This is a genomic window from Trichocoleus sp. FACHB-591, from assembly GCF_014695845.1.
Lineage (GTDB): Bacteria > Cyanobacteriota > Cyanobacteriia > FACHB-46 > FACHB-46 > Trichocoleus.
In genome coordinates this window covers 12605-34679 of record NZ_JACJPA010000074.1, presented here as the reverse complement: position 1 = coordinate 34679, position 22075 = coordinate 12605, and the positions used below count along the sequence as shown (strand labels likewise).

20 protein-coding genes and 2 pseudogenes are annotated in these 22075 nt (G+C 47.4%); 8 read left to right on the top strand and 14 right to left on the bottom strand.

Going from position 1 to position 22075, the window contains the following annotated elements; all coding sequences use genetic code 11:
* A partial coding sequence (locus H6F90_RS13375; RefSeq protein WP_242024463.1) for an alpha/beta hydrolase occupies positions 1 to 470 on the bottom strand: 470 nt, incomplete at its 3' end.
* A gap of 638 nt (positions 471 to 1108) precedes the next feature.
* Here H6F90_RS13375 and ltrA point away from each other — a divergent pair.
* Positions 1109 to 2443: a group II intron reverse transcriptase/maturase gene (gene ltrA, locus H6F90_RS13370; RefSeq protein ID WP_242024462.1), complete on the top strand. Its 1335-nt coding sequence runs from the start codon at positions 1109 to 1111 to the stop codon at positions 2441 to 2443.
* A 184-nt stretch (positions 2444 to 2627) separates the two neighbouring features.
* Here the strand turns inward: ltrA and H6F90_RS13365 are convergent, their stop codons facing one another.
* The 3 genes from H6F90_RS13365 to H6F90_RS13355 form a co-directional block, all read right to left on the bottom strand.
* On the bottom strand, positions 2628 to 3899 hold the full coding sequence (locus H6F90_RS13365) for a Na/Pi cotransporter family protein (protein WP_190552945.1): 1272 nt from the start codon (positions 3897 to 3899) through the stop codon (positions 2628 to 2630).
* A 297-nt stretch (positions 3900 to 4196) separates the two neighbouring features.
* Positions 4197 to 4967, bottom strand: a complete 771-nt coding sequence (locus tag H6F90_RS13360) for a hypothetical protein (protein WP_370588015.1) — start codon at positions 4965 to 4967, stop codon at positions 4197 to 4199.
* Positions 4968 to 5167: 200 nt separating this feature from the next.
* Positions 5168 to 5554 carry a DUF6713 family protein gene (locus tag H6F90_RS13355; RefSeq protein WP_190552943.1) on the bottom strand — a complete coding sequence of 129 codons (387 nt, stop codon included), beginning with the start codon at positions 5552 to 5554 and terminating at the stop codon, positions 5168 to 5170.
* Between the two features lie 55 nt (positions 5555 to 5609).
* On the opposite strand from H6F90_RS13355, the gene H6F90_RS13350 reads away from it, so the two are divergent.
* The gene (locus H6F90_RS13350) at positions 5610 to 6080 is read left to right on the top strand and encodes a tyrosine-type recombinase/integrase (protein WP_370588014.1); all 471 of its coding nucleotides are present in this window, start codon (positions 5610 to 5612) and stop codon (positions 6078 to 6080) included.
* Between the two features lie 226 nt (positions 6081 to 6306).
* Here H6F90_RS13350 and H6F90_RS13345 read toward each other — a convergent pair whose 3' ends face one another.
* Complete coding sequence (locus H6F90_RS13345) at positions 6307 to 6492, bottom strand: hypothetical protein (protein ID WP_190552941.1); 186 nt, start codon at positions 6490 to 6492, stop codon at positions 6307 to 6309.
* 169 nt (positions 6493 to 6661) lie between these two features.
* On the opposite strand from H6F90_RS13345, the gene H6F90_RS13340 reads away from it, so the two are divergent.
* Positions 6662 to 7414, top strand: a complete 753-nt coding sequence (locus H6F90_RS13340; RefSeq protein ID WP_190552940.1) for a response regulator transcription factor — start codon at positions 6662 to 6664, stop codon at positions 7412 to 7414.
* Between the two features lie 174 nt (positions 7415 to 7588).
* Positions 7589 to 7750, top strand: coding sequence for a hypothetical protein (locus tag H6F90_RS13335; protein WP_190431021.1), 162 nt, complete (start codon positions 7589 to 7591; stop codon positions 7748 to 7750).
* Positions 7751 to 7925: 175 nt separating this feature from the next.
* Here H6F90_RS13335 and H6F90_RS13330 read toward each other — a convergent pair whose 3' ends face one another.
* Together H6F90_RS13330 and H6F90_RS13325 are read right to left on the bottom strand one after the other, a co-directional pair.
* On the bottom strand, positions 7926 to 8261 hold the full coding sequence (locus H6F90_RS13330) for a DUF6009 family protein (protein WP_190552939.1): 336 nt from the start codon (positions 8259 to 8261) through the stop codon (positions 7926 to 7928).
* Positions 8262 to 8614: 353 nt separating this feature from the next.
* Positions 8615 to 9804 (bottom strand): annotated as a pseudogene (locus tag H6F90_RS13325) (transposase).
* A gap of 312 nt (positions 9805 to 10116) precedes the next feature.
* On the opposite strand from H6F90_RS13325, the gene H6F90_RS13320 reads away from it, so the two are divergent.
* Positions 10117 to 10350 (top strand): hypothetical protein, encoded by a 234-nt coding sequence (locus H6F90_RS13320; protein ID WP_199295907.1) that lies wholly within the window; start codon positions 10117 to 10119, stop codon positions 10348 to 10350.
* Positions 10351 to 10406: 56 nt separating this feature from the next.
* Here H6F90_RS13320 and H6F90_RS13315 read toward each other — a convergent pair whose 3' ends face one another.
* From H6F90_RS13315 to H6F90_RS31535, 6 genes and pseudogenes are all read right to left on the bottom strand, one after another.
* Positions 10407 to 10820, bottom strand: a complete 414-nt coding sequence (locus tag H6F90_RS13315; protein ID WP_190552938.1) for a hypothetical protein — start codon at positions 10818 to 10820, stop codon at positions 10407 to 10409.
* 158 nt (positions 10821 to 10978) lie between these two features.
* A complete protein-coding gene (locus tag H6F90_RS13310) occupies positions 10979 to 12877 on the bottom strand; it encodes an ATP-binding protein (protein ID WP_190552937.1) in 1899 nt (632 codons plus the stop codon).
* Between the two features lie 73 nt (positions 12878 to 12950).
* Positions 12951 to 13847, bottom strand: a complete 897-nt coding sequence (gene phnD / locus H6F90_RS13305) for a phosphate/phosphite/phosphonate ABC transporter substrate-binding protein (protein WP_190552936.1) — start codon at positions 13845 to 13847, stop codon at positions 12951 to 12953.
* 689 nt (positions 13848 to 14536) lie between these two features.
* On the bottom strand, positions 14537 to 14734 hold the full coding sequence (locus H6F90_RS13300) for a hypothetical protein (protein WP_190552935.1): 198 nt from the start codon (positions 14732 to 14734) through the stop codon (positions 14537 to 14539).
* Positions 14735 to 14994: 260 nt separating this feature from the next.
* Positions 14995 to 15219 (bottom strand): annotated as a pseudogene (locus H6F90_RS31540) (helix-turn-helix domain-containing protein); the annotation flags it as partial.
* Between the two features lie 12 nt (positions 15220 to 15231).
* Positions 15232 to 15609 (bottom strand): response regulator transcription factor, encoded by a 378-nt coding sequence (locus H6F90_RS31535; protein ID WP_370588012.1) that lies wholly within the window; start codon positions 15607 to 15609, stop codon positions 15232 to 15234.
* A 38-nt stretch (positions 15610 to 15647) separates the two neighbouring features.
* On the opposite strand from H6F90_RS31535, the gene H6F90_RS13290 reads away from it, so the two are divergent.
* The gene (locus tag H6F90_RS13290; RefSeq protein WP_190552934.1) at positions 15648 to 15833 is read left to right on the top strand and encodes a hypothetical protein; all 186 of its coding nucleotides are present in this window, start codon (positions 15648 to 15650) and stop codon (positions 15831 to 15833) included.
* A 399-nt stretch (positions 15834 to 16232) separates the two neighbouring features.
* On the opposite strand, the gene H6F90_RS13285 is transcribed toward H6F90_RS13290, so the two are convergent.
* Entirely contained in the window at positions 16233 to 16472 is a 240-nt protein-coding gene (locus H6F90_RS13285; RefSeq protein WP_190552933.1) for a hypothetical protein, read from the bottom strand.
* A 636-nt stretch (positions 16473 to 17108) separates the two neighbouring features.
* On the opposite strand from H6F90_RS13285, the gene H6F90_RS13280 reads away from it, so the two are divergent.
* A complete protein-coding gene (locus tag H6F90_RS13280; RefSeq protein WP_190552932.1) occupies positions 17109 to 19388 on the top strand; it encodes an alkaline phosphatase in 2280 nt (759 codons plus the stop codon).
* A gap of 189 nt (positions 19389 to 19577) precedes the next feature.
* Positions 19578 to 22043: an alkaline phosphatase family protein gene (locus tag H6F90_RS13275; protein ID WP_190552931.1), complete on the top strand. Its 2466-nt coding sequence runs from the start codon at positions 19578 to 19580 to the stop codon at positions 22041 to 22043.
* Positions 22044 to 22075 lie beyond the last annotated feature (32 nt).

Below are 22075 nucleotides of genomic sequence, written 5' to 3'. Positions count from 1 at the left end.
ATCAGAGAGCCTTCGCTGTGACCAATTACGGTGATGCTTGAGAAACGAGAATCTGCCTGCAATTGCTGAATCCAAAGTGCAGCATCTTCAACATAGGTATCGAAACGCAAATCAGCTTCTTCAGGTCCTGCGGCTGCGCTTTCTCCAATCCCGCGCTTGTCATATCGGATTGAGGCAATGCCATGATCCGCTAATCCTTCAGCGAGGAGTTTGAGGCTATTATTCTGCCCAGCTAGAGGATTGTTTCCATTGCGATCGGTCGGACCTGAACCCGCAATGATCAGCACCGCTGGCTCTGGCATATTAGACGCTGGAGTAATCTGTGTGCCATGGAGCGTGCCTGTTAACGTTGTAATGTGAACCTCGACAGGGGTTGAGGCTTGTGTCGTGTAACCCATAGATAGCAGTGATAAAGGTAGAGCGATTAGACAGGCAACCAGACTGACAGAACGGCGAGAATTGGAAGACATGGCATGGGATGATCTATGTCGAATCCGTCAGATATTCTAATTTGATGAGACAAGAGAGTCTAACGGCAAAACGCAGCGGCGGCAGATAACCTTTAACTCAGCACCAGCAGCTTTCAACTGTCCGCTGCATTTGAATTGTGTACGCCCAGCATGGGCGTGAACTAATGGGGTGAAAGTCCCCTGGAGGAGGACCAACGTCCAAATGCTCGAAAGTCTCGGAGCCGAGTGACGACAACTCCTAGCTTAAGGCAAGGGTGCTCTCGCGAGGGAGTATCTGGAGGAAGCCAGCGGCAAACCGACGAGTCGACGAACAGAAACGTCATAGAATGCTGAGACCCCTGGGTGAGTTGGCACAACACAACGAAATCCAAGGTTCAAGGGGCACAGTAAATGACGCGGTTGCGGCGGGACAGTTCACGTTCTTATCTGGGGAGGTCTGTCTAACGGCACTTTGAGGGGCTAAGGGAGTTGGACTGAGGGCTATCTGGAAACGGATAGAGCACCCACCGAACCCTACGGCAACCCAAACGGCACAGCCAGTAGCAATGCTGGATGGTGAGTGAGGCAGAAGTCAGCAGAGTCCATAGTAGTTCTCTTGGGGAACGAAGGGACGAACATGAATGAACTAAGGAGGAGCCATGAACCACTCAAACTCATCAATGAACCCGGATGGGGGAGATGATGTTTGGCGTGCTGACAGAGAGCTAGCCTTAGACAACCTGATGGTGCGAATCTTAGAGCGCGACAATGTCAAACGAGCCTGGGAACGAGTGAAGTCGAACAAAGGTGCACCCAGCAGTGACGGGATGAGCTTAGAAGACTTTCCGGCCTATGCGCGGGAGCATTGGAATGAGATTCGCCAATCCCTGATAGATGGCAGCTACCAACCTCGCCCGGTGCGACGGGTGGTCATTCCCAAGCCACGCGGCAAGGGAGAGCGAAAGTTGGGTGTGCCTTGTGTCATCGACCGGGTGATCCAACAAGCCATCTTACAAGTGCTGTCTCCCATCTTTGAGTCAGAGTTTTCTGAGTCCAGTTATGGGAGCCGCCCCAAACGCTCTGCTCATGGCGCAATTCGGCAGGTAAAGACGATTGTCAAGATGGGATATCGGTACGCGGTTGACCTAGACCTAGAGAAATTCTTTGATACGGTCAATCACGATGTGCTGATGTCCCGGATTGCCCGCAAAGTGACTGACAAGTTACTTTTGAGTCTCATCGGTCGTTACCTGAGAGCAGGGGTGCTGGTGGGTGGCACGATTGAGGCCACGGACTGGGGGACACCGCAAGGGTCGCCCTTGTCTCCGTTATTGTCCAACATCCTATTGGATGACCTCGACAAGGAGCTAGAAGCCAGAGGACATCGCTTTGTCCGCTACATGGATGACTTGGTAATCCTGGTCAAAAGTAGACGTGCAGGGCGACGAGTGATGGCCAAAACGAGTCGTTACCTGACCCAAAAGCTGAAGCTCAAGGTCAATCGCGAGAAAAGTCGGGTGGTCAAGGTCGAAGACCTCGAATACCTAGGTTTCACCTTCCGGGGGATTCGGATCTTTGCATCTGAGCCAGCCATGGGGGACTTCAAGCACCGATTGCGGGGACTGACCTCACGCAGTTGGGGAGTTTCAATGGCAGAACGGATTGAGCGATTGAACCGATACTTGCGAGGCTGGATGAACTACTTTGGCATCTCCCAACATTACTCGCCCATCGAAGAGCTAGACGGTTGGTTAAGGCGGCGGATGCGGATGTGTTATTGGAAGCAATGGCGCAGACCCAGAACCCGCATCACCAACCTGCTCAAGCTGGGAACGAGTAGACGGCATGCGTTCTCGACAGGGCTTAGCCGCAAAGGCTACTGGCGCTTGTCAAAGACGCTGGCGACGCAAACGGGAATGACCAATGAATGGCTGGAGCAGCAGGGATTGCTATCCATTCGTCATCTTTGGATGAAAGTTCAGGGATACGCCTAGACTATCAGCATTGTCTGCGCGTCTTCATGAACCGCCCTGTGCGGACCCGCATGCAGGGTGGTGTGGGAGGGGAAGGTTAAACGCCTTCCTCGACCCGATTATCTTGATTTCGCCTCGGATCGCCCTTAGCCACTGCTCCTCAATTGATCTAGCGTGGAAGGGGTGATTCAGGTGTAAGGCATGTTTAACGAGTGAGAGGTTCAGCTTGCAGGTCTTTAGCTTTCGCTTGCTGTTTTTCGAGTTGGCGTTGCTGCCGCTCACGATCTGCGATGGTTTCTGGAACTAGCTTTTCTAGTGCCCGTGCAATGATTGGTAAAAAACCGATGACGACAACAACGCCAATGCCATTAAATAGCATTTGAGCATTCGCAACTTGCCGTCCAACATCATCACCAGAAATTGCTTGAGTTAGTTGAGCCAACTGTGGAGCTAAAAAGATTCCTAGAACGGCACTACTAAGGTTAAAGAAGAGGTGGAATAAACCCGTTCGCAACGCAGCGCTACCCCGTCCGATCGTAGCAACCAGAGTATCAGCACAGGTTCCAACTTCTGCACCCAGCATAATTGCAATGCCAGCGGGCAAAGCAATCAAACCGGAGCCTGCTAGCGTCACTACGATTGCTACGGTGGCTGAAGAAGATTGAATAATCACCGTAAAAATAGCTCCTAGCAAAGCTCCTAAAACAGGATTACGACCCAGACTCTCCATCAAGTTTAAGAACGGTTCGTAATCTCGAAACGGCTCCATTGCTGAGTCAATCGCTTCAAGTCCATAAAACATCAATCCAAACCCAAGCAAAACGATGCCAAGAGACTTAATACGAGCCGTTTTGCCTAAGAAGAATACCAATAGTCCGCTAAACATCAAAATAGGAACATACAGTTCGATATTGAGAGAAATAATTTGTGCTCCGACCGCTGTACCAATATTGGAACCCAACACAACCCCAAGGGATTGTACAAACGTAAGAATGCTGGCGCTTACCATCGCAATCACCAGAATGATCGTGACGGATGATGATTCCAAGAATGTTGTGGCGACAATTCCGGTTGCAACCCCTGCAAAGCGGTTTGTAGTGAATTTGCTGAGGAGGCGTTTCATCCGTTCTTCCCCCACGTCTTCTAGTCCCTCAGCTAAGCGCGTAACGCCATAAATAAACAACACTAGACCCGCGATCGCGCCCATTGCCATCTTGAAGAAATCGATCGCTTCTTCCTCACCTTCCCCTTGTTCCTCCGGGCTTAAAGGAAGCTTAGGTTGTTGAGAATCGCTAAACTCAGGCTCCTTGCTTTCAGGTTGATTTGTCTGAGCATTGACGCTAGATGTGATAGCAGGTGAGCCTAAAAATGAAACTTGAGTAGGAAACGCAGGTGGAAAGATAAGTAATGTTGTAACTAAAAGTACAAGACTTAAATAGCTGAACAGTTTTCGATTCAATTTCTTTAAGATAAACATGTTTGTCTCTCAATTAATCTTGTAAACGTGCGCGCGAAACTGCTTCCAGTAGTGCGATGCAAGCACACTTAGGATAGGTTGATAGTCTTGTTCTGCTCTCTTCTAAAAGACGTAAATCAATTATTTTTATAAGAAAAATTACATTTTTACCTTATATTTAAGAGATTTAACTTTTTCTAAAACTAAACTTAATTAATAATTAACTAATAATTCATTTACTTAGAAGTAAAAGAAAAACTAAATTAGCTCTTAATCCTTCTTTTGTTACTTTGATAAGAGTAAAGTAATCAGCTGCAATCAAGCTACTTTCAGTGCTAGTACGTTTGGTCCTTTCAACCCTGGCCTTGGCAACAGGCGAAAGGTATCCATCCAATTCATTAACTGCTCCAACCCATAGATCAGTTCAGGGATAGGAAAAACTTGTAACCAAGGCTCTAACCACCCCCAACAGCAATGTGGTTGCCGTAGGAGTCGCAGATTGTTCAAAGCACTCTTCCAGGTCATTCCCAACTCCCAAAAGGGATGCTGGTTAAACGGCAACAGAGGAGATGAAGAAACGGTGGCATTCTCACCTTTGAGTTGTGGGGAATGCTGAAAGGCATCAGCATGCCGACTAACTAGCAGGTAAGCGCTAAAAACGAGCTCCCACCAGCGTTCGATACTGCTGTACTCCGTCAAACGATAATCATGCCATCCCAGCTCATTCTTGACCTGCTTAAATCCATACTCAATCCATGTTCTCAGCGTGTATTGGCGACCTACACTCAGAAGGACATCCCCGGCTAAGTTAGTCATGATAAACCAACTGTCTGCCCTGTCTGGGTTGTCAGTGCTGCCTTTCGTGATTTGGTAGTAGCGGATAGGTCGCCGCTGGCCAAAGATGATTTCGCGGATATAACGACGTTGCGTGGGATGTTCGGCTAGAGGCTGGTCATAGGCGTGCCAACGGTTATAGCGTACCCGTTGTCCCTTCGGCATCAGCACCCCATGATTGGAGCGAATCGCCACAATGTAAGGAAGCTGGAACTGACGCAAGATGCCGATGACATCTCCACTCTCGCCATACAGGCTGTCGGCTAACTACTTACCAAGGTTTAGGTTGTTTCAAAGATAGATTCCTACGAGAGAATCAAGGTTTTAGAACATAGCTTTTGAGCGATATAGTTCAAACTCAGTCCAGTCAGAATTGGTAACACTGTTTTACACGTATCTCGCTCGACCCCAATTAGGACTCAAAAGCAGTTGGACCTGTCACAATCAAAATAGTGTCAAGTGTTTTTTGAGTCTCCTTCTTGGCCCATATTAAGCAATATTCCAGCCTGAAGCACTGAAAGTACTAAAGTTGCTATCAGCAAACTGATAGAGATTGGAAGGGTAAAAGTCTGATCCCCACGCCACAAATGGTACGAGTGAAAAAAAGCTGCAAATAATCCTCCTACCACTAGTACCCAGGAGTAGATAGTACCTGAAGCAGAGTTGCGAATGACTGCACCGAAGCCCCAAAGAATAACTAGTACGATGGGGATATTTAACAATACAAATAGCTGAATACCACCAGGCAGTGCAAATAGATTCCATTCATGCCAATATGCTGCTTCAATTTGATGACAGAGCAGCACGGTTGCATTAGCCAAATAGATGTTTTTATAAAGCATTATTACTGTTTTCAGTACAGGCCAAAAGCTTGAATAGTGAAGTTTAACGGTTCAAATCAGTTCAAGCCAAGGTTTTAACCCCCAGGAGATTACAAAATTGTTCCAGGCGTTTGAATCCGCTCGCGATCGAGCTCTCTTCGGTATCTGTCTTTACATAGGGTGCCGCATCAGTGAGACTTGTTCAATGCTGGCGACGGATGCTTATGACGCAGCAGGCGTCAGGGTAAAGATTAGCCTGCGTAAGGCCAATACAAAGGGAAAACAGGAACGCGGCAATTTCCGGTCAACTGCGTTCTCAAGAGTTACGTGGAAACGTATCAAACGAGCGCAGGCAAGCAGTATCTCTTTCCCAGATGGCACGAGCAGGGGAATGTCAATCCTACAGGTGTTTCTGCTTGAAAAAGCCATACCATTTGTCAGAGAAAGTAATTATCTAACACTGCGCCTATGGTTTACTGATATAAAAATTGTTGTAAGTCAACCGATGAAATTCCGCGGGAGACGTGCGATCGCCTGGGGCTGGTGAGAATTAGTAGCCTCAGTTTCAGACAAACTGCTTTGATGACCTAAATGAACAGCGCGAGGGCACGACTACAGCGGTATTTTGAGGTTTCGGAAGTACAACTGGAGGGGCGATCGCAGCTTTGAGCTTTATACAGTAGCTAAGAAAAAGCAATCGCGGGAAGGTTTTTGCCTTGCTCTGGCGGAACGCTTGCATCTTGCCCTATTAATTGTTTTTTCTTAGAGAGGATTTAAATGAGTTCAGGTTTCAGCCATAACAGGGCATCCACTGAAACTATCTGTCGCTGACAATCTACGTCTGTCACCGCCCACTGAAACGGCTCTCCTCGCTTTTGCAATTCAGCCTGAATCACTGCTTCCAACACTAAAACCGAATCTTGTAGAGCTACTTCTATTGTAATTAAGTACGCTGACATACCTTGTCATTCCAACGCTTGCTCGCTGCTACATTGTAGGGGTAGCCTTCTGACTCCAGAAGCAACTAAAGAAAGATTTCACTTGTTCTCAGCCGACTACTAATCCTAGCCTCCAACTCCTTCATTTCCTAGTTTGAGCCAACGAACTGATTCGACCTCAACGATTCTTATGTCCTCATCTAGAGATTTTTCCCTTGGACCATCCGCTCGACAGGCCAGGGTTTTACTGGTTGAAGATGAGGCAGTGATCCGCGATACAGTAGCTCTTGCCTTGCAAGCAGAAGGATTTCAAGTTGTAGCCGTCGAGGATGGTCAGCAAGCTCTGGAACAGGTGCAGGGCTCTACATCTGCACAAGGAAATGGCGATGAAGCATTTGACCTCATTGTTCTGGACCTTCTGCTCCCGTTTATCAATGGATTGGATGTATGTCGCTTCATTCGTCAGCAGAGCAATACAACTCCAATTCTGATCCTCAGCGCCAAAATGGCAGAGGCTGATATTGTCGTGGGACTAGAAGTAGGAGCGGATGACTACTTGACGAAGCCTTTTAGCCTGAAGGAGTTCATTGCCCGATGTCGAGTGTTGCTGCGGAATTATCAAGGTTTTAACCCTCAGCTAAAAGAAGAAATCTTGAGCTTCCAAGACCTAGCTCTCAACAAGCAGCAGTGTCAAGTCACGCTACGCGGCGAAGCAGTCACGCTCTCTCCGAAAGAGTTTAGTCTTTTAGAGGTGTTCATGCAGCAGCCAGGTCGAGTGCGATCGCGCGAGGATTTGATTGAGAAGGTGTGGGGTCTAGACTTTATGGGGGATTCTAAAACTGTCGATGTTCACATTCGGTGGCTGAGAGAGAAAATAGAGGCTGACCCTAGCAATCCTCAGTACCTTATTACAGTGCGAGGGTTTGGCTATCGATTAGGTTAGTTGGTAACGCCACAAGGTAGTCAGCAGCTTCTTCAAGGGCTGCTTTTTACACCTCCTCGGATGCCATCTGCATTGCAAACGAAGCAACCCACCTGTATTTTATTTTCTCACGTAGAGAATAGAGTAGTTAAGAGCCTATAAGCTGGCTAGCGATTGCACTATTCATAGCGAAACGTGGAAGATGACCTAGAGGAGCTACTCGCTCAACAAGCTCAAACGATCGCCAAGCTCAAGAAAATATCGGGTCAGATTCGTAGTCTCCTGAGCCTATTTCAAGACCTGAAGCAAGAACAGGAATTGCAACACCCTCTTTGCGGATGTTGCGGCGAGAAGTAAGACAAGTAGCCCCAGCAAGTAGAAGCTAATTCACGAGTCATCACTGACACCTAGACGGGGATTGCGATCGCCTGTTTTCGGCTGACTAAGGCTAGACCTCACTCTCATAGGCGTTGCTAACGCAGATTTACAGAAAATTGCTCGTGCGCTTTTAGTGCTGATGATCGGGTTTACATTAACCTTTTACTTTGTCTGTCTTTACTCCTCTAATCCCAGGCTGAACCGTTTTAGGGTCAACTGCTTCCACTGGAAAACTCTTTCGGTAAATGCCTCGTGGGTCGTAAAAGCAATCATGAGGTCTCAGAGTAAAGAGACGCCGTGTATAGACACCGGGCTCAAGTTTAATTGCTGGCTTCAAGACAGAGTAGCCTACCACTGTTTGCCCATAAATCTTTGGTGGAGGACAGTAGGGCTCGGCTGTAGACCAGGTCTCTTCTCGGATATAGTCTATGTTGCTGATGTCTTGCAGCCAGACAATTTCGGATTCAGCCTTAATCCCTACCCCACGCATAGTTTGCCTACTCAATCCCCAACTGAGTTTTATCTTAAGTTCTCAAGGGCACGCGAAGGATTCGTCAATCATATCTAGCGTTGATGCAAAGGGACACTAAGGAATTTGTACCGATTTGATGCAGGGCCGTTAGGTGGAGTCTGATACAAGGTAAAGTAAAATCAAGTTTCAAAAGGTAAGCGATCGCCCTGCTAGGTAGAAGTAGGAGCGCTCGCTTTTTATAGAACCCGACCCTGGCGGTTTTGAAGGTCTGCAACGATTTGTGTAAAAAGGCCATTTTCCTATAAGAGGGATAGCGACAGGATACGATACTGTTGGCGAATCGACCAGAGAAAAATCCATAGCGTCAAGTTTTATCCGATGACTGGTGCTAGTTTTACAAAATGAGATTGCCGTGTCCGAGCAAGAGGAATACCTTCTAACCAAGCGATGACTCGTACTAAATTAGTCGCAGCCGCTGTAGCAAGATGCTGAAAATGGGCTTTACTGAATCCAATGTAACGGCATTGCCGCAAACCCAATGAACGAACTCCTTGAGAGATCGTCCCCTCAATCCCTGCTCGAATGGCATATTGTTGCTTGAACTCCTCGGTTGTTTGCCGCACACGGGCTGCTTCTAAAGCTTGGTATTCTTCTTGAACCTTGATGGTTAAGGTTCTCGGTTGTCCCTTGGCACGGGTGCATTGGGAGCGCAAAGGACACTTGAGACAAACCGAACGCTTAAACTCAATGTGGATAATGGGTTTGCCATAATAGTCCTTTCCAGGTGTCCATAAATGGCTGAGCTTGTGATTAGGACAGCGAACCACTTTCCGTTTCCAATCAATCTCAAAGTGGGATAAGTCAAAACCATCTTTTGCTTTGGCTTGCCATCCACTAGTCAGTGCAACCGGGCTTAATAAATCAATGTCAAAGTTTTGTTGGCTATCTACCAATAAATGTGCAGATGTATACCCTTGATCAACGATATGCTGCTGAGGCGTGAGTTCTTTGTCTTTTAGAGCTTGATGAATTCGTGAGCAACAGTATTGAGAGCATACCTGAGTGTTTCTCCAATCAATTCTAAACGGGTAAGATCTCGAACTCTTGCAATGACATGTGTCGAGTCTGTCCGTTGTCGTCCATGCGCTTTCAGCAATCCCTTTTGTTGAAGTTGCTGCAACATGATCTCCAGTAGTTGCTGCTCTGTACCACTATTTCGGAGTCGATCTCGAAACTCACTCAGTACTGAAAAGTTAAATCCGATGTCGGTTAGCTCTAAGGACAGCGCATATTTCCAGTCAACTCGAGCGCGAACAGCGTCGGCTGCTTGACGGTCTGATAAGTTCTCAGCAAACTGCATGATGGTAATCAACGCAAGTCGCCACGGAGTCTCGGCAGCATGCCCACAGTTAGGATATAGCAGAGCAAAATCTTGATCGCTAAAAAAGACTCCTAGTTCATCTCGCATCCGCATATAGCGGTTACCTTTGGGAAAGGCAGCACGAGCTACACGAGCAGTTTCTTCAGGGATAGGAGGAACGGCTTGAGGTTGAAGCGACATGGATAGACCCTCCTCAGGAAATGGTCTTCCTAAGATTTTCTCTCCCAAGCTTAGGAGCGACCCAGTCTACCCAGTATTTCTTAAAAATAAGATTCTAGTGATTGATTTTTCTCTGGTCGATTCGCCAACAGTATCGTATCCTGTCGCTATCCCCTAATAGCTTCTCTAGTTCAATTCCTTGTCCTAAAAGTATTGCTGTGGCACAGAAGTAACCCCCGCAGTCTCCTCCTTAGTCAAGATTGCTCATCTGAGGGGGATCAGCAAGGATGAATAGCAAGTCGTGGAGTTGCCTGTTCCGGATTGGGTTGGTTCGTGTCAAACGAGTTTAGTTGGTCGATGGAGCGTAAAGAACTTTTGTTTCGGGCCGAACTGATTCATCGAGCCATACCTGAGGGCCGGGCCGCACAAGTGGCTAAGCTTCTGGCTGCTGATACACCAGATGAGTTATTGACGGCTGAAGAGCAGCAACTTGTGGATGAAGTTTGTCGATTGTGGTTGAAGCGACGCAGTCAAGGTCGCTTAATCGGGCTATCCTCAGTTTTGTAAAATTTCAAGCTTTAGCAGGTCTGTAAGATGCCTAAACTAGCGAGTTCTTACTTTGTCTATTGCCGCCTTCTTAGCGATCGCCAGTATGTCACTGCTCCTAGGACGGCCCCTAAGAATGGGACAGCCCCAACGGCTAAAACGGCCCAGCCAGCTACGGAAGATGAAACGGGATAACTGCAACTCGCAGGTTCCTGGTTGCAAAAAACTGCGACGCTAGCTACCAAGACTAGCGGTAAGAGGGTAACAAGCCAACCCCCTAGCGTACAAGAAAGAATCAAATTTGCTTCATCATCGTTCCTAGAGTTTCCCAAGCGGTAGACCACAAAACCGAGCAAGAGGGCAAAATATAGCCCTGTCAATGCTCCAAGGACTGCCGTCAAGGTCAGGTAAGCCAACCCCAATTTGGAAAGTGCTCCCAATAAAGCAATCAGTTTGAAGCTTAGCCACTCGCTATAGATAAGTCTATGCATACTTCAACAGCAAGTATTGAATATCATGCATTTAAGCGCGAGTTCAGTGTTCTCACTCACTTCCCAGCTTCTTAGTTTTGTCAGTCAAGCAGGGTGATCATGCCTGCTTAGAACTCTTATCTCTTTGAGCCTAACCTTCCAAGTCGCAAGAACAATGTTCATACCCCTTGCAGCGGCAGCAAAATGACAAACTTTGTGCCCTGTCCCACTTCTGAAATCACCTTGATTTCTCCTCGATGCTTTTCAATAATTTGATAGCAAATAGAGAGCCCTAGCCCTGTGCCTTTACCAATCGATTTTGTTGTGAAAAAGGGATCAAAAAGCTTCGCTTGAACGTTAGGTGAAATGCCTGGACCGTTATCACAAACCTGAATGGAAACGTGATGCTGATCTACTTGCTCCGTGCGAATGGTGATGCTAGGGACTGAAGGCTGGGCATGGAGAACTGAGGCTTGAGCGTTGTCCATACTGCATGCTGTATCGGTCACCTGGTATTCTTCTAGGGCGTCGATCGCGTTTGCAATCAAATTCATGAATACTTGGTTAAGCTGGGCTGGATAGCATTCTACCAATGGCAAAGTCCCATACTCCCTAATCAGGCGAATGCCTTGCTTCAGACGATTATCGAGGATGAGCAGTGTATTTTCGATGCCTTCGTGAATATCAACAGGTTTCATTTCGGCTTCGTCCAGCCGAGAAAAATTGCGTAATGACAATACAATTTGCCGAATGCGTTCCGTCCCCATTTTCATAGAGGCAAAGAGCTTAGGCAGATCCTCCTCAATAAAATCTAAGTCGATCGCCTCAACGTAGGTTTGCACAGCCGCCGTTTGATGTGAGTTTTGTTGCCGATAGAGTTGAATCAACCCCAACAAATTCTGGGAGTATTCATCAGCGTGTTTGAGATTTCCGTGAATGAAACTGACGGGATTGTTGACTTCATGGGCAATACCAGCCACTAGCTGACCCAAACTAGACATTTTCTCACTTTGAATCAATTGTGATTGAGTTTGTCTAAGTTCTTGCAGGGCTTCAGTTAAATCTTGCGTACGCTCCTCAACCCGCTTTTCCATTGTCTGACGAGCTTGCTCTAAGGCACTGGTGTATTCTCCAACCCACTGCACTAATTGATTCAATGACGTTGCCAGTGACCCTACTTCATCCTGGGTGCTAATTGGGCTTTGCAACTTAAAGTTGGACTCTTGAACCACTGCTTTAGCAAACTCGGTCACTGATTGAAGCGGTCGGGCGATCGCGCGTGAAGTAGTGACCGCTAGCCTTACTGCCATGATCACAGAGAGCAGCATACTGCCTACAACAATTTGCATCCGCAGTGCTTCAGCTTGTGCCACCTGAGCGATCGCTTGCTCATGTTGCGCTTTGGCATCAGCTTTAAGCCGAGTCAAGCTCTCGGTCAAGCGGTCTAGTTCAATGTTGGTTTTGCTGGAGGACGGGCTTCTTAGCGACGCTAGAAGCTGTTGTTGTGCGGCGGCTATTTCTGTTGCCGTTAAATCTGTAGGCTGCAACTGCTGCCACAGAACTTCTGTCAGTTGCCGATAAGCCTCAATGTGAACGGTATAGCTTTTTGCTAAGTCCTTTGATGCTTGGGCATCAATCGCTAATGCAGCAGCATGTTGGTCGGTGAAAGACTCAAATTCGACGAGCAGGGCTTTCACCTGATTCATTGAACCCAGAAACTTAGTTCTTTCATAGTCAAACCAGACCGATTCTCCCAACACCCCCATCAGCCGTTGCGGATGAATCCTAATCAGATTAACCGTGTTCTCTAGCTCACTCAAAAGGTGTTGCTGCTGGCTTGTCAGCGCTTGTTCTTGCTGAGCTTTTTCCTGATAGTAATTTCCGCTCACCAACCCAATGGTTGTGCCCAAGATAGCTATCCCAATTGACAAAGCATAGCCAGCACTGATTTTGTGTGCAACGCTCCAATGCTGGCTCAGCCGTTTGAGCAAAGGCGTTTGTTGAGTGTACTCAATGGAGGAAAGTACAGAAGGGCTGTCCGTTCTTTTTACAAAACGTTGGATTGCTTGAAATAGCATAAAAAGCTAGCCTTATAGCTGGTTGCAGGCAGCGGAGTTGGCATTTAAGCAAGATGGTAAAAAGTGGTCTCGATCAAGAAACAGAGTTGCCCTGTCCAATGGCTTTATAAACATCACGAATCATGTTGTAGTCGGTGTCATTCACCTGCACCATCTTGGCCCCCTCAAACTTGTTGCCATCCGCAGGGGCGATCGCCTTCAATATCCGGTCCTGGTTTTGCAACAGTCGCTGCTGAATTTGCTCCACAAAAGCTGGATCGAGCTGGCTGCTTGCCACAAATGGATCAGCCGGTAAGGTAGGCCCCTTAGCCAGAATCGGAAAGTCTTTTTCAGACAGTCCGTTAGACTCGAGAAACTTGTCATAGCGGCTGACCGAGCCACCCCAAGCAGCAACGGTGCCGTTCTGAAGCGCAGGTAATCCTTGCTTGCCCAAGAACTGAATTTTGAGGTCTGTTTTGGGATCTAAGCCGGCATCAATCAGTAGTTTGGTTGGTCCTAAGTGACCACTGGTTGAACCAACGTCCCACAGGGCGATCGTCTGATCACCTTTTAACTCTGCAACCGACTGAATCCCGCTGCCTACTTGTGTTGCAATGACACAGTAATATTTCTGACGCTCGATCGCGACGATCGGAATGGCCTTTGTTCTGGCACGCATCACAACATATTCTGATGGACCCGTAAACACCAAATCAACCTGATTAAGCTGAAGTGCAGAAGCAGCAGCAATGTAGCTTTCTACAGGAAAAAATTCAATTTTCTTCTCTAAGATTTCCTCTAGGAGAGTCTGCAAGGCTCCATAGTCTTTCTGCAAATCCTCAAGTCCTTTCACATCTGATACTGCAAAGCGCAGTTTCTCCGGTTGGCTGATCGTTTTTAACGTAGAAGCTTGCTTCGTTGAGGTGCGCGTGGCGGTCGTACAACCAGCAACAGCTAATAAGCCAGTGCAGAGAAAATGACGACGTTTCATAGTTTTGGCTGCTGCAATACACCATAAAAGTGCCCAAACTTTGCGTTTGATTAGCAACGGGACGGCTGAAAGAAGTGGAAACGAAACTGGCGTAAGTTCATCCATCAGCACTCAAACCTCATCAGCCGAGACGTTTCTAAACGCAGATAATGACGCTCTAGAAACGTCTCGGCTGATGAGATTATTCCCCTCGTCGCTGGAAGTAATCAACGGTATCCTTTCGCTACCTTTACACCAGAAACAGTCAAAAGTCAGACAGTTTGAGCCATTAAGTATCTAGTTGAGCCAACGGCTGAAAGCTTTTATTTATAAGCTTTCTAGCCTTAGTGACCGAAATTTCTTCATTACTATACCAAGGCGAAGCTGGAAGGGAGGGCGATTGATTGCGAAACTTTTGTTAGTTACGGCTGAAACAATGTATGAGGCCAGTTAATGGCACAATCTCAGGTCAAGGCACCTGAAAGTGGCGCTGTTCCTGCTGATGGAAGGTGCTGCCCATCCTGAGAGTTATGGGCTGTGTGCATGGAGTCATTAATAATGGTGAGGAGCCATTGTTTTTATTTCAGTTGTGTCCCCAAGCGACGCCGGATATCATCTGGTTTCATTAAGTGAAAAGCCTGATCAAAATACTGCAATCGCTTGGGACTGTTGAGAGTTAGCGCTCACAGTTTCAGACGCACGGCTTTAACTCAGATGAGTAGCGCGGGATACCGCTGCGGGTGATTAAGAGATATCCTGGCATCGAAGCTTGCAGGCAGTTCAACGTTATCTAGAGGTGTCAGAGCTGCAATTTGAGGGGCGATCGCTAGTGGATCCGTTCCTACTCGCTGAGCGCTACTTGCCTTGTTGCTCGTTGCAACAACCACAAAAGGGGTGATGTAACTCATTTTCTTGCTTAAGGGCTTGAAATCGGCTCACAAGACCGCGAATCTGACCCAGCAAGTCCTTGAGTCTTGCGATTGTTTCAGCTTGTTGCGCTAATAGCTTCTCTATTTCATCTTCCACTTTTACCGTCCAACGAGTTTGGTTGTTAGCAAGCTTAAAGATGTTCGGCTAGTCTATTCTCTGTCTAAATAAAGAGAATATGGTAAGTTTATTCGTTTTCGATGCCTGTTCGGTGTTGAGGCTGACATCGCGACTTCAACAATTAACCAAGTCGATTGCCAAACCCTCGGACTGTGAGGATGTATTGAGAGCTGCTAGGGTCAGTCTCTATTTTTTCTCTCAACCAACGAATATGGACATCCACGGTTTTGGAATCTCCCATGAAGTCCAACCCCCAAACCTGCTCCAGTAAATCCTCGCGCGATCGGACTTGACCTGGATGCTTCATAAATATCTCCAAAAGCCCAAACTTTTTCGGGGAGACTGTGACTTCTTTCCCTCATAGTGTGACCCGACACTGCTGACGGTCTAGAGCTAGGTCTTGAAATCTCAGGACTTGTTCTTTGGGTTTAACGACAAAACCCTGATAATTACGCAGCAAAACTCGACACCGGGCAATGAGTTCCCTGAGACTAAAGGGCTTGGTCAAATAATCGTCAGCCCCCACTTCTAATCCCACGACAATATCAGCTTCTGCCGTTCTCGCACTGAGGATGAGAATTGGCGTCGAATGGCTCTGCTGGCGAATGAAACGACACACATCCAATCCACTAATGAACGGTAGCATGAGGTCCAGAATAATGAGATCGAATGGTTCGTCTCCTTCCCGTCGTTTAGGTGTAGCGTACTTTGCTTCTGGAGCCAGAGGGCTAACCATACAATAATGGCAATGAGCACTAACTGGGAGGGCAGAGTATGACTAGCTGCTTAATCACCATAGAAGTGGTTTTACAGGATTCAGCTTTAGAACTGGAACGAGTGATTGAGGCTGAATTGCAAAAGCAGGGAGAGCCGATTCACTGGGCTGTGACGGAAGTAGACTGCCAACGACAAAGAGTTTTAGTCGGTGCCCTCTTATGGCTGAAGCCGGAACTCAGTTAAATCGTTTGTTTTTTCATCGTGCAACCATCTATTGCTGGTTGGTTCTGCAAGCTGGGGAGCTATTACGTGCCGTGCGACAACCAAGTTCTGGAAGGTAAGCGATCGCCCTACTAGTAGTTTTACTTCCTTTGAGTTAAAGAGCTGTTCCAGTATCTTCCCAAATCCGCAAGCAATGGTTTACCTGGAATGCAACAGCTGTTTAACTCAGCGTCACAGAAGGTGAAAACCACGCTCCGTGGAAGCAAGCCTAGTAGCAGCGAATGACAATAAACTGACATCATCAATCGCGTAAACAGTGATCTAAGAGCGATCGCGCTAACCGAGAAACGGGATGCACTACAAGTTTGATGCAGAATTACAAACGCAGCTAATCTAAAGCGATTTCAAGAATTGCGTTGTTTAGAGTGACAAAGTTGTGCTTGAAAGAGAATCGCTGCTCTGAACTGACTCCCCTCCTTCTACAATGGCCAGTAACTCCAGTGCCCTCTTAACCTCAGCTTTCTTGGATTTCTCAGAAGTGTCAGTCTCGCTAGAAGACAAAGATTCTTCAACTATCCTGGCTGCTTTTTCGGCGGCCTGAAACAAAGCTAGTTTATAAGCTTCTTTTGCTTCGCCGCTTGTGGGTCCTTGAGCTGACATATCGTGACCTAACGTAAGTAAGTTGAGCCTGCCCTACCATCGTAAGTCTAAGCGCTCGTTTTGAGGGAGGCACAGCATTAAAGCTGACCTTCATCCCTTTTTAAGGGGCTTCTAATTTTTGTTAATTGTAAGAAAATTTTTTAGTAAAACAATAGCATATTGATCTATTTCTGGGTATATAAATTTACTTATTTTTTGAGCAATACACTTAGTATTTATCTGCTCAAATCATATGTTTTTAGAGAATAATGACAAATCTTTTAACGTATTTGAAAGGCTCAGTGCATTACTTATTTCTAGCTAGGAAATAGTCTTGAAGATATTTGTATAAAAAGCAATACGTCTACATTTTGATGGATTTCAGCTCGTCATTGCAGATTCGAACTGATTGTTCCTCCATTGATATAGATTTAGAAACATTGCGCTAGTTCTAGCCTTAATTCATCACTACTTAAATCGCGCTTAAAAGCTTCTTAATTTCTGAGTGTCAATTTTTGCATGGGGCTTATTTCTCAGGGTAGGCACCTATCAAATCAAAGTTGCGATTGGAATTCCTCTAACTCTAAGTAAAAAATCATTTTTATTTTTTAGAGGCACTCTCGTTTTTTACTCTAATCACGGATCACGGAAATTTGTATGGCTAAGAACGTCATTATCATGATTGGTGATGGGATGGGTTGGGAACCTGCTCGCGCTGCGGCGATCGCGAAGCAAATTCAACAAGGACAAATTGGCACTAAGCTGAGTGATTTTTATACAGAAGGTAAGGGTGAGGGGCTCAGCTTTCAAGGGCTGAAGAATTATGCCATTGCGACAACTTACGGCACGACTATTCCCAACCAGGAAGGCGTTTACAGTACCGGAAATTCTGCCCGGCTGAACAGTGAAGAGCTTTTAAGAGGTCCGATTCCACCAGCTTCTGACAGTCCACTAACCGGTTCTACCCCGATTCGCCCTGGATTCGAATTCAACCCAGCCTTCAATCCAGGCACTCGCTCTTCTGGTGGGGCAACAGTAGAGGCAGGAGTCGTGGGTAACTTAGTGGGCTATGACCCAGAACGGGGTGGTGAGCTTCCCTGGACGCCAGGGAGCGATCCAGAGTACATCAAGTACAGCTATCCCGATTCTGCTAATACAGCCACAACTCTTTACACGGGGGTTAAGAGCTACAACAACGCAGTGGGCGTTGATATTTTCGAACAACCTCTAGAAACAATTCTGGCAACGGCCAACACACTCGGTAAGTCTACCGGTCTCGTCTCTTCTGTACCCATTGATCATGCTACGCCTGGGGCTGCTGCTGCTAATGTCAACCGTCGTAGTAAGTACGACGATGAGTTCCCAGGGCTAGATAACATCTTGCAGCAAGAACTGCGAGTGTACCAACCCACCGTTCTGCTCGGAGGAGGACATCCCCTATCTAGCGTAGACGAAGCTGCTCTGCCGGAGGGGGTTGAGCCTGATTTTACGTTCATTACTGAGTCAACTTATCAAGAGCTGAGCAACAATCCTAACAGCAACCTTTATGGCTATAACTTCTTAGAACGAGGAACGAATGCTGCCCAAACGTTGCTAGAAACTGCCGCAGAAATTGATCCCGACGCTGGAGAGCGGCTTTTGGGTCTATATGGAGCCCGAGGACAAAATGGGAACTTACCTGTTCCCAGTGCCAATGGGGATTATGGTTTCACAGGTTTAGACCAATTCTCGCTGTTTGCTTCGACCTCTGGAGATGAGAAGGATCAAATTCCAGAACCCGATATTGAGCGTCCGCTTGCGCCCGGTGAAACAGAGGAACAATTCATTGCAACTGAGCGCAATGAGAACCCAACGCTGAGCGATCTCACCACTGCGGCTCTGGAAGTTTTAGAAGAGGATCAAGATGGGTTCTGGTTGATGGTCGAAGGAGGCGACATCGACTGGAGCTTACACGATGACAACTTGGACAATCTCATTGGCACAACCCTGGAGTTTGACCGAGCTGTTAGTAATGTAGTTGACTGGATCGGAGACAACGGGGGCTTCGAAGAAAACCTTTTGATTGTCACCGCTGACCACGACCATTACCTGACCCTGAATGAAAACTTTCCTGAACTCTTGCAAGCAAAGGGTGCAGAAGCCTTAACGTATGAGGAGCATACGCCTGAATCAGCCGGGCATTATTTCGGCTCTGACCCTGACATTAAATATGGCTGGGGGTCCCACACGAACCGTCCCGTCCCGGTCTACTACCAAGGTGATGGCTCTGAAGTCCTTGATAGTCTAGTGGGGCAGGGTTATCAAGCTTATGGAGAACAGGTTCCAGGAATTGAAGGGCTTGTTGATCAAGTTCACATCTATCAAACCATGTATGCGGCGATTACTGAAGGAGCGGCCCCACTTCCTGCCCCTCCCATTCCCCAAGAGCAAGCCGAAGCTCTGCCAGCGCGTACCCCCCGATTTGCCAGAGCGGGTGGGGATGTCCTCGATATTGCCACTGATGAAATTGTGTTTGGTGGCAATGGCGCTGACTTGCTCGATGCGTCCGCAGGACAAGGAAGCAATCGAGTTTATGGCCGCAATGGTAATGACATCCTGATTGGCGGCTTTAACGATCGCCTCGCTGGAGACAACGGAGACGATATTTTGTTTGCTGGAACAGGCGGCAATACCTTGATTGGCGGTGAGGGTAGAGATCAGTTCTGGATCGCTTTTGGTAGCCTACCTAATTCTGGCAATCTGATTCGCGACTTTAGAGCAGGAACCGATGTCATTGGCATCTCTGGTCTATCTGGCGTGTCTGAGTTTGAAGACTTATCTCTCATCCAAACTGGTGCTGATACCCGGATTGTGGTCAGCGATTTCCCCTTGGCTGTTGCAGTTCTCACAGGAGTTCAAGCTAATACTCTGGCAAGTGAGAGTTTTGTCTTTGCCTAGTTCGCCATTGCGAAGATGAATGAGTTCAATCACCTCATCAGTAATGCTGACAAGGTGATTGAACTGTAAATTGCGGTTGGCTCAGCCTCAAGAGCCATCAATATTTGAATCGACGAGAGCGGTGAATTAATGCTCTAATTTCGTTTCTAACACCTCAGGATAAGGCAGTCCGCGTTAATTAGGATAACTATGGCTCCTCAAAATATTGTCATTTCATTAGATGGCGCAACGTTCTCCATTCTCAAGAACTATGTGGAGACAGAACAACTCAATCCCAATACAGGGCTTGGTCTGATTGCTAGAGAAGGTGTATTTGTTCCTAGCACTGTCGTGACACCTTCCTTGACAGCACCGAGTCATATTGCGATCGCAACGGGCTCAAGTGCTGCTCGAAATGATATTAATGCCAACTCCTTCCATCTTATTAAAAGCCCCTTCAACACCAATATCAGCGGCTTCGGTGCTCCTATCGGTGGCTATGATGCGTTGCACCTAGATGGAGCACACGAGGATGAAACTTTGACTGCTGAGCCCTTGTGGGTAAAGCTACGAGAAGCGGGTAAGAAAGTAGTTGCAGCGACATTCCCTGGTGCCGATGGAGCCACTATCCGCTTACCAGGAGTTGATCCTGCCCCTATCATCCAGTCCAGCGATATCCGAACGGTGGATTACACGGTCCCATTTGGTGCTTTTGGCGGCCTTGGTGCCAAAGGATTTAGCTTGGATGCAGCAGACTTCACGGTTGCTCCAGAAGCAGCTGCACAAGAGCTGGCACGGCTAGGGATGGCCTCATTCAGCGATGTCAAAGTTGCTGAGTTAGAAGACATTCCTGCTCAGGGACGAGGAAGCCTTACTGGAGGTAGCAGCAATGCCTATGACTTGCAAATTGCAGCGATTGATACCACAGACGACCGAGTGGTGAATTACAACCAAGCGGTTGTCTTCGATGCCAATCGTGGTATTGAACCAATGTCTAACGCCCCCTCAACCGGATCGGCCTTTCTCAATCCCTACAACCAAACGATTCGCCCATTCTTCTTTGAGGGCAGTAATAACGTGGTCGGTACCTCCTTTATTCTCACAAATCTGGCTACTGATCTCTCTACAGTTCGCCTCATCCGGACCTCTGCGAATTACATTCCCCGCCCCGCTGATAATCCAGCAGTGATTGCCGATGTGAACGACATCAATAACACAATTGGATTTTGGCGACCCCAGCCCGACTTCCGCATTGCTCAGCGTATCTCACCAGGGCTTGAAACCTTCCCGGATCTCGAATTAGAAGGTGCAGATGAAGCTTTAATTGACACCTTTGTGGAGTACCAGACAGATGTCTTGTTGCGAGGCATCCAGCAAAATCCTGATGCCGATTTGGTGTTGGGCTATCTAGAGCAACCCGACGGGGCTCAGCACCAATTCTTGTTGACGGACCCCCGCCAAGCCACAGACCCCAGTAACCCTAACTCTATTGGTGTGGGGCAAGATCCGGCTCAGGTTGATCGCTTCCAAGACTATGTTTTGCATGCTTATCAAGTTGCCAGTGATGCTGTACAGCGTGTGATTGACGCCGTGGGAGTCGATGAAGCTGGGGTGCCAAACAGCAACATCGTGATCACTTCTGACCACGGATTTGCGCCGTTCCATACTGCCGTCAATATGAATAACATTCTGGCCAACGCTGAGTTTGACTTGAATCAGGTCCGAGCAGCGACCAGTGGACCAGCGGTGAACATTTACATTAACCTGAAAGGGCGTGAACCAAACGGTACTGTTGAACCCAGCGAATACCAGGCACTGCAACAACAAGTTGTAAGCACGCTGAGAGGCTTGCAGGATGAAAACTTCATCTATGCCTCAGAGGAAGACATTGCTCTGTTCGACAAGATCTACCAACGCCCCATCCCTAGTAACCCCACGGCTCAGGATATTATCAACGCTACCAGCCAATTCATCGGCCAAGACACGGGCGATGTGTTTGCCCTCCTAAGCTTGGGCTACAACTTCGACGGGTTTCAGCCATCAGTCCAGCGCAAAGGCAATGAGGTGCCTCCAGGAGAGCAACAACCCATCTTCTCCGTACCCAGCTTTTATGGTGCACATGGGTATGACCCGAATCTTACAGAGATGCAAGCGAGCTTTCTGGCAATTGGACCTGATTTTAATGCAAACGCGCTCTCTGACCTTGAAAGAGTTCGCAGCATTGATATTGCGCCCACAATTCTTGATTTGCTGGATGTAGAACCAGCGCCGACGGTAGAAGGGACATCAATCTTTAAACAAACAGGCTCGAATGATTTTGAAACAGCCCTTGAACGACTGGAAGATGATGTTTTGGGCATCGTCGATGATAATCCGCTGCTATTATCAGGCGTGAGAGATGAGATTATTGATGCCTTTAATTTCCTAGGAGAGATTGATCCGACTGCCATAAAAAATATTCTCAACTTAGATAGCGATCGCCTCCTCAATGTTGTTGATGATTGGATCAATCTTGATCAAGTCATCAATGTTATTAATCTCGCCACTTCCTTAGGACAAGGCAGCCTCCTCTTGGGTGAAGAGGCTATCAATGCAATCTCTGGCATCAGTGACCTGGAAGCCTCCACTGCAATTGAGGGGATGAATGCAAGAACCTCAAACTTTACCTTGGCTTAATTAGATTTTGGGTGGTGTTCTAGATCTGTTGG

What these genes read in the sequence shown, in the direction of transcription:
- phnD (WP_190552936.1), bottom strand. Translation starts at nt 13,847, where the DNA reads ATGAAACGTCGTCATTTTCTCTGCACTGGCTTATTAGCTGTTGCTGGT.
- H6F90_RS13345 (WP_190552941.1), bottom strand. Translation starts at nt 6,492, where the DNA reads ATGTCAGCGTACTTAATTACAATAGAAGTAGCTCTACAAGATTCGGTT.
- H6F90_RS13315 (WP_190552938.1), bottom strand. Translation starts at nt 10,820, where the DNA reads ATGCATAGACTTATCTATAGCGAGTGGCTAAGCTTCAAACTGATTGCT.
- H6F90_RS31535 (WP_370588012.1), bottom strand. Translation starts at nt 15,609, where the DNA reads ATGGTTAGCCCTCTGGCTCCAGAAGCAAAGTACGCTACACCTAAACGA.
- H6F90_RS13300 (WP_190552935.1), bottom strand. Translation starts at nt 14,734, where the DNA reads ATGAGTTACATCACCCCTTTTGTGGTTGTTGCAACGAGCAACAAGGCA.
- ltrA (WP_242024462.1), top strand. Translation starts at nt 1,109, where the DNA reads ATGAACCACTCAAACTCATCAATGAACCCGGATGGGGGAGATGATGTT.
- H6F90_RS13280 (WP_190552932.1), top strand. Translation starts at nt 17,109, where the DNA reads ATGGCTAAGAACGTCATTATCATGATTGGTGATGGGATGGGTTGGGAA.
- H6F90_RS13290 (WP_190552934.1), top strand. Translation starts at nt 15,648, where the DNA reads ATGACTAGCTGCTTAATCACCATAGAAGTGGTTTTACAGGATTCAGCT.
- H6F90_RS13355 (WP_190552943.1), bottom strand. Translation starts at nt 5,554, where the DNA reads ATGCTTTATAAAAACATCTATTTGGCTAATGCAACCGTGCTGCTCTGT.
- H6F90_RS13285 (WP_190552933.1), bottom strand. Translation starts at nt 16,472, where the DNA reads ATGTCAGCTCAAGGACCCACAAGCGGCGAAGCAAAAGAAGCTTATAAA.
- H6F90_RS13340 (WP_190552940.1), top strand. Translation starts at nt 6,662, where the DNA reads ATGTCCTCATCTAGAGATTTTTCCCTTGGACCATCCGCTCGACAGGCC.
- H6F90_RS13330 (WP_190552939.1), bottom strand. Translation starts at nt 8,261, where the DNA reads ATGCGTGGGGTAGGGATTAAGGCTGAATCCGAAATTGTCTGGCTGCAA.
- H6F90_RS13365 (WP_190552945.1), bottom strand. Translation starts at nt 3,899, where the DNA reads ATGTTTATCTTAAAGAAATTGAATCGAAAACTGTTCAGCTATTTAAGT.
- H6F90_RS13275 (WP_190552931.1), top strand. Translation starts at nt 19,578, where the DNA reads ATGGCTCCTCAAAATATTGTCATTTCATTAGATGGCGCAACGTTCTCC.
- H6F90_RS13310 (WP_190552937.1), bottom strand. Translation starts at nt 12,877, where the DNA reads ATGCTATTTCAAGCAATCCAACGTTTTGTAAAAAGAACGGACAGCCCT.